Annotated in this window: 5 protein-coding genes and 2 pseudogenes; 3 read left to right on the top strand and 4 right to left on the bottom strand. The window is 64.3% G+C overall.

What is annotated here, in order from left to right; translation table 11 throughout:
• The 4 genes and pseudogenes from AB4Y84_RS12295 to AB4Y84_RS12280 form a co-directional block, all read right to left on the bottom strand.
• Nucleotides 1-509, bottom strand: a pseudogene (locus AB4Y84_RS12295) (hypothetical protein); the annotation flags it as partial.
• Between the two features lie 23 nt (nucleotides 510-532).
• Nucleotides 533-1558: a hypothetical protein gene (locus AB4Y84_RS12290; RefSeq protein WP_025876815.1), complete on the bottom strand. Its 1026-nt coding sequence runs from the start codon at nucleotides 1556-1558 to the stop codon at nucleotides 533-535.
• Nucleotides 1555-2445, bottom strand: coding sequence for an ABC transporter ATP-binding protein (locus tag AB4Y84_RS12285; protein ID WP_025876817.1), 891 nt, complete (start codon nucleotides 2443-2445; stop codon nucleotides 1555-1557). The genes AB4Y84_RS12290 and AB4Y84_RS12285 overlap by 4 nt, the downstream gene beginning before the upstream one ends.
• Complete coding sequence (locus AB4Y84_RS12280) at nucleotides 2445-2804, bottom strand: GntR family transcriptional regulator (protein ID WP_012511573.1); 360 nt, start codon at nucleotides 2802-2804, stop codon at nucleotides 2445-2447. The genes AB4Y84_RS12285 and AB4Y84_RS12280 overlap by 1 nt, the downstream gene beginning before the upstream one ends.
• 623 nt (nucleotides 2805-3427) lie before the next feature.
• On the opposite strand from AB4Y84_RS12280, the gene AB4Y84_RS12275 reads away from it, so the two are divergent.
• The 3 genes and pseudogenes from AB4Y84_RS12275 to AB4Y84_RS12265 form a co-directional block, all read left to right on the top strand.
• The gene (locus AB4Y84_RS12275) at nucleotides 3428-4015 is read left to right on the top strand and encodes a glutathione peroxidase (protein ID WP_312108552.1); all 588 of its coding nucleotides are present in this window, start codon (nucleotides 3428-3430) and stop codon (nucleotides 4013-4015) included.
• A gap of 96 nt (nucleotides 4016-4111) precedes the next feature.
• Nucleotides 4112-5089, top strand: coding sequence for an FKBP-type peptidyl-prolyl cis-trans isomerase N-terminal domain-containing protein (locus AB4Y84_RS12270; protein WP_223495665.1), 978 nt, complete (start codon nucleotides 4112-4114; stop codon nucleotides 5087-5089).
• 23 nt (nucleotides 5090-5112) lie between these two features.
• Nucleotides 5113-5301: pseudogene (locus tag AB4Y84_RS12265) on the top strand (UDP-glucose 6-dehydrogenase); the annotation flags it as partial.

The following is a 5301-nucleotide window of genomic DNA, read 5'->3' as shown; positions in this document are numbered from 1 at the left end:
CCATCGACGTCCAGGTCGCCCGAACCCACGGCGGCGTGCACGCTGCCACGGGTCCCGCGGGCGATGCCATCACCGGAGCCCACGTCCATGCTCAGCGACTGTGCGTTCTCGATGCTGCCATCGCCCGAGCCGATCTTGAACTGCAGCGGCAGGTTGTCCGGCACGCTGCCACGGATGTCCAGCCAGGCATAGCTGTTGCCCATCGACAGCGCGTCGCGGTTGTCGCGGCGCAGGCTCACCACCAGCTTGTCGCCCACGCGGCGCTGGTCCAGCACGAGCTGGTCCAGCCAGTCCTTGTTGGACGCGCAGGCGCGGCCTTCGAGCTGGCCGCCACCCGCGCTGGCAACCACCTTCAGGTCATGCTGGTTGATCTCGAACACCACCGCTTTGGCACCGGCCGCGTCGATCTTCAACGCGCGCGGCGCGGAGAATTTGCAGTTCGGTGCATCGGCGGCCAGCGCCGACAGCGGCAACAGCAACAGTGCAGTACAGGCAATCAAGGAACGCATGGGTGGTGCCTCCAGGTTGACGATCAGATTTCGCCAGCGCGCTTGCGCAGGCGGATGGCAATGAAGATGAAGGCTACGCCGAAGGCCGCGCCGATCCACAGGTCGGGCATCGCCAGCGACTTGAGCTGGGCAGAGGGCGCCATCAGCGCCACGATCGAGTCCAGATCCTGCCTGGATTCGCCGCCACCGGCGCGGTACAGCAGATCCATTCCCGGCATCGCACCCAGCAGCAGACGGCCGACGATGTGTTGCCAGAACCAGCCGGTGGTCAGGTCGAACAGGTGCATCAGCTTGGTGGTGCTGACGATGATGCCGGCGAACAGCGGCAGCATCACCGCCCAAAGGAACGGCTTGCTCCGTGCCCAGGCCGAGCACAGCAGCAGCCAGCCCGCAGTGGGCAGCGCCCACAGGGCGTACACCGGGATGGACACGAACATGCCCATGACCAGGCTCATCGGATTGGCAGGTCCCACGATCAGCTGCATCGCATCGCCGCCGTGGGAGACCACCACCAGGCACAGTATCAGCATGAAAACGAGCAGGGTCAGGCTGGAAGCGATGATGGCGATGAGCGGTGCGACGATCAGTGCACTGAGCACCTTGGACAGTACGGTCTGGGTGTCCGACAGCGGCAGCGACTTCCAGAACAGGATGCTGCGGTCGCGGCGATCGTCATACAGGGCGCCCAGGCAATAGAAGAACACCACAAAGGCAAGCACGATCAGTGGCCAGGACGAGGTCAATACCATCGCCAGGTCCAGGCCGTTGCCCAGGTCGGCCATGTCCTTGGCGCTGATGTCGCGGGTCAGCACGGCCAGATCCAGGCCGTTGATGTTCACGCTCTCGCCGTCGATGTGCAGGCCGCCGTCGCGGGCGGCACGATGCAGGGCGAACAGGCCCAGGCCGATGCCGATGCCGCTCATCAGCAGCGAGACGATGCCGGCGATCACGGGGGCGTACAGGAAACCACCGCGGTTTTCCCAGTATTCGCGCTTGAGCAGCCAGCGCAGGGTGCCTGCGGGGCTGACAGGATGGTTGACGGCATTCATGCGTAGGTCCCCTTCATGACAGCGACGAACAGATCGGCAAGGCCGGCGTTGCGGGTTTCACCCAGGCTGGCCAGCTGGCTGCGTGGCACCCCGTCGAACAGCAGGACGGTCTTGCCGAAGGCTTGGCTGCGCTCGTCGATGGGCTTCAGTGCGCGGGCGGTTTCAAGCTGGTCGGCACCGACCAGCAGTTCGGTATAGCGCTCGCCGACCTCGTCCATTTCCGCATTGAGCACGATGCGACCATCGCGGATGAACATCACGTCGGTGAGGATGTGTTCGATCTCTTCCACCTGGTGGGTAGTGACGATGATCGTCTTCTGCTCGTCGAAGTAGTCTTCCAGCAGGCGCTGGTAGAACTCCTTGCGGTACAGGATGTCCAGGCCGAGCGTGGGTTCGTCCAGCACCAGCACCTTGGCGTCGATGGCCATCACCAGGGCCAGGTGCAGCTGCACGATCATGCCCTTGGACAGTTCACGCACGCGCTGCTTGGGCTGCAGCTTGGTGTTGGCCAGGAAGCGTTCGCAACGGGCGCGATCGAAGCGGGGGTGCACGCCGGCGACGAAGTCGATCGCCTCACGCACCTTCAGCCAGCGCGGCAGCACGGCGACATCGGCGATGAAGCAGATGTCGTTCATCAGATCGTCGCGGTGCACGCGCGGGTCACGGCCGAGCACGCTCAGCTCGCCTTCCACCGAGGTCAGGCCGAGCACCGCCTTCAGCGCGGTGGTCTTGCCGGCACCATTGGGGCCGATCAGGCCGATGATGCGGCCCGCCGGAATGGAGAAGCTGGCGTTGTCGAGCGCGAGCGTGTTCTTGTAAGCCTTGCGAAGGCCACGGGCGGTAATGACAGCGTCGCTTGGCACAGCGGTAGTGGGACTGGCATTCATCAGAATTTCCCCTGGGGCAACAATTCGTCGAGACTCAGGCCCAGTCGCTGGATGCGTTCCAGTACGGCCGGCCATTCTTCATTGAGGAAGCGTTCGCGCTCGCTGCTGCGCAGCTGCGTGGCCGCCTGTTCGGTCATGAACATGCCCAGCCCGCGGCGCTTCTCGACCAGGCCTTCATCGGCCAGCTCCTGGTAGGCGCGCGAAACGGTGATGGGGTTGAGCTGGTAATCGGCGGCCACCTGGCGCACCGAAGGAAGGGCATCGCCCGGCTTGAGGATTCCGTCAAGCATCATCGCGATCACGCGTTCCTTCAGCTGGCGGTAGATGGGAGCGCCGTCGCTCCACTGGATGTCGCTCATATTCAGCTCCGTGGGGTCAGCGGYTGTGCGAACGAGAAATACGGCATGGACAGGGAGCTGTGCAGCCGACGCGGGGGGGAGGGGGAGGGAGCGGCATTCCCTGCCGTGGTTGCTGCTGCGTCCTGCGTACCGTCTTCGGAGAGGGCGGGGGAGGACGCGGCCGGCGGTGCCGGCATGGCCAGCCAGACCAGCACGAACAGGGTTGATACCGCGGTGACCGCGGGGGCGGCAAGGCTGCGACGCATCCGGCTGTTCATGGTTCCCCCTGTCTCAGGTGACTGGTGTTGTATGCAACTATAACACCGGCACGCCTGTGTGCAAGTCCTGCCCCCACCCAACTGATGGCAGGGGTGGTCATGGCGCTGCAATATTCGTTCAACCGCTTGATATGCATTGAAAAAATGAAACCGCGGAGGCGCGTTTTCTGTCGGCCTCCCATTCAGCCATGTCCATGCTATGTCATCAGCAGCGGGCGGGGACGCACGGCAGGACACTTCCGCCACGCCGTGCAAAGCGCGACAGCGCATGCGCTCCAGAGGCATGCAGACCCCGGTGCTATAGTTCGGCCGATTCCCGGCCGGTCACGGCCGGACCCCTGGAACGGCTACCGCGGAACGTCTCCCATGCCTTTGTCGCCTGCCTCCTCGCGCCGCCTTCGCGGCCTGTCCCTGTTGACCCTGCTGGCCACTGGCCTGGCCACTTCGGCCGGGGCGTTTGCCGCCGATCTGCTGGATCTGTCGTATCGGCCGCTGGCGGGCAAGCAGCAGGTCAACCTGCAGCAGCGCTACCACGGTCAAGTGCTGCTCGTGGTCAATACCGCCAGCAAGTGCGGCTATACCCCCCAGTACGAAGGCCTCGAAGCGTTGCAGAAGCAGTACGCCGGCAAGGGGTTTGCGGTGCTCGGCTTCCCGTCCAACGATTTCAAGGGGCAGGAACCTGGTGATGAAAAGCAGATCCAGGATTTCTGCACGCTTACTTATGGCGTGAAGTTCCCGATGTTCGAAAAGGTGCACGTGACCGGAGCGCAGGCCACGCCGCTGTATCAGCGCTTGACCGCCGCCACCGGCGTGGCGCCGGCGTGGAATTTCCACAAGTATCTGGTCGGACGCGATGGCACGGTCATTGCCCAGTTCGCCAGCAAGGTCACTCCGGATGATCCGCAGCTGAAAGCAGCCATCGACAAGGCGCTTGCAGCACCAGCTGTACATTGAACGCCGGCACGGATGCCTCGACATCGACGGCATGCGTGCGACAATACGTGTTTTCGCGCCGACGTCGGCGTCCAGTCACTTCCAGGAATGCAGCGAATGAAAATGGGAATGCGCGGCGCCGCGGCGTCGGTTCTGATTCTGGCGATGGGCACCTCCGGTGTCGCCCTGTCGCAACAACCGGCCGCTCCCTCGGCCGCCAAGGAGACCGCACCCTTGAATTCCCCCAAGCAGAAGCTCGGCTACGCCATTGGTCTGGATGTGGCCAAGTCGTTCGCGCCGATCGCCGATGAAATCGATGCGGCCGCGCTGCGCACTGCCGTGGAGCGTTCCTTCGAAGGCCTGCAGCCGCAGATCACCCAGGAACAGGCCAAGGCGACCGATGCCGCCCTGCGCCAGGTAGTGATGGCCCGCAGCGGCCAGCAGGTGCCGGGTGTTGCGCCGGGCTCGCAGCCGGCGAAAGTCGACCGGGTCAAGGTCGCGCAGATGATTGGCGCCTATTCGGTGGGTCCGTCGCTGGCACAGCTGAAGGACGATATCGATACCGCCTCGCTGTTTGACGCGATCAACACCGGCCTGAGCAAGGGTCAGCCGAAGATGACCGAAGCTGACGCCACTGCCACCATCCAGGCGTTCATGGGCACCAAGCAGGCCGAGATGCAGGCCAAGGCCGCACAGGCTGCGCAGACCAACCGTCAGGAAGGCAACGCATTCCTGGCCAAGAACAAGACCCAGCCGGGCGTGGTGACCACTCCGTCGGGCCTGCAGTACCAGGTGATCCGCCCGGGTAGCGGCGAGCGTCCGTTGCCGTCCAGCAAGGTGCGCGTGAACTACGAAGGCAAGCTGCTCAACGGCACGGTGTTTGACAGTTCCGCAGGCCGTGGTCCGGCCGAATTCGGTCTGGACCAGGTCATCAAGGGCTGGACCGAGGGCGTGGCCCTGATGCCGGTCGGCTCGAAGTACCGCTTCTGGATCCCGGGTGAACTGGCATACGGCGAGAACGGCACCCCGGGTGGTCCGATCGGTCCGAACTCCACCCTGACCTTCGACGTCGAGTTGCTGGGCGTTCTGCCGTAAGCCACCACGGAGTCAGCACGGATATGCGCGTTGCGATTTTTGGTACTGGTTATGTAGGTCTGGTGACCGGCACCTGCCTGGCCGATGTTGGCCACCAGGTGGTCTGCGTCGATATCGACCAGGCCAAGGTGGATGGCCTCAACCGGGGCATCATCCCGATCTACGAGCCCGGCCTGGAGCCGATGGTGAAGGCCAACCACGCCGCGTCGCGG

Source organism: Stenotrophomonas sp. 2YAF22 (assembly GCF_052114665.1).
GTDB classification, from domain to species: domain Bacteria; phylum Pseudomonadota; class Gammaproteobacteria; order Xanthomonadales; family Xanthomonadaceae; genus Stenotrophomonas; species Stenotrophomonas indicatrix.
Note: the sequence above shows the minus strand (reverse complement) of the source record. Positions and strands in the feature narration are given on the sequence as shown.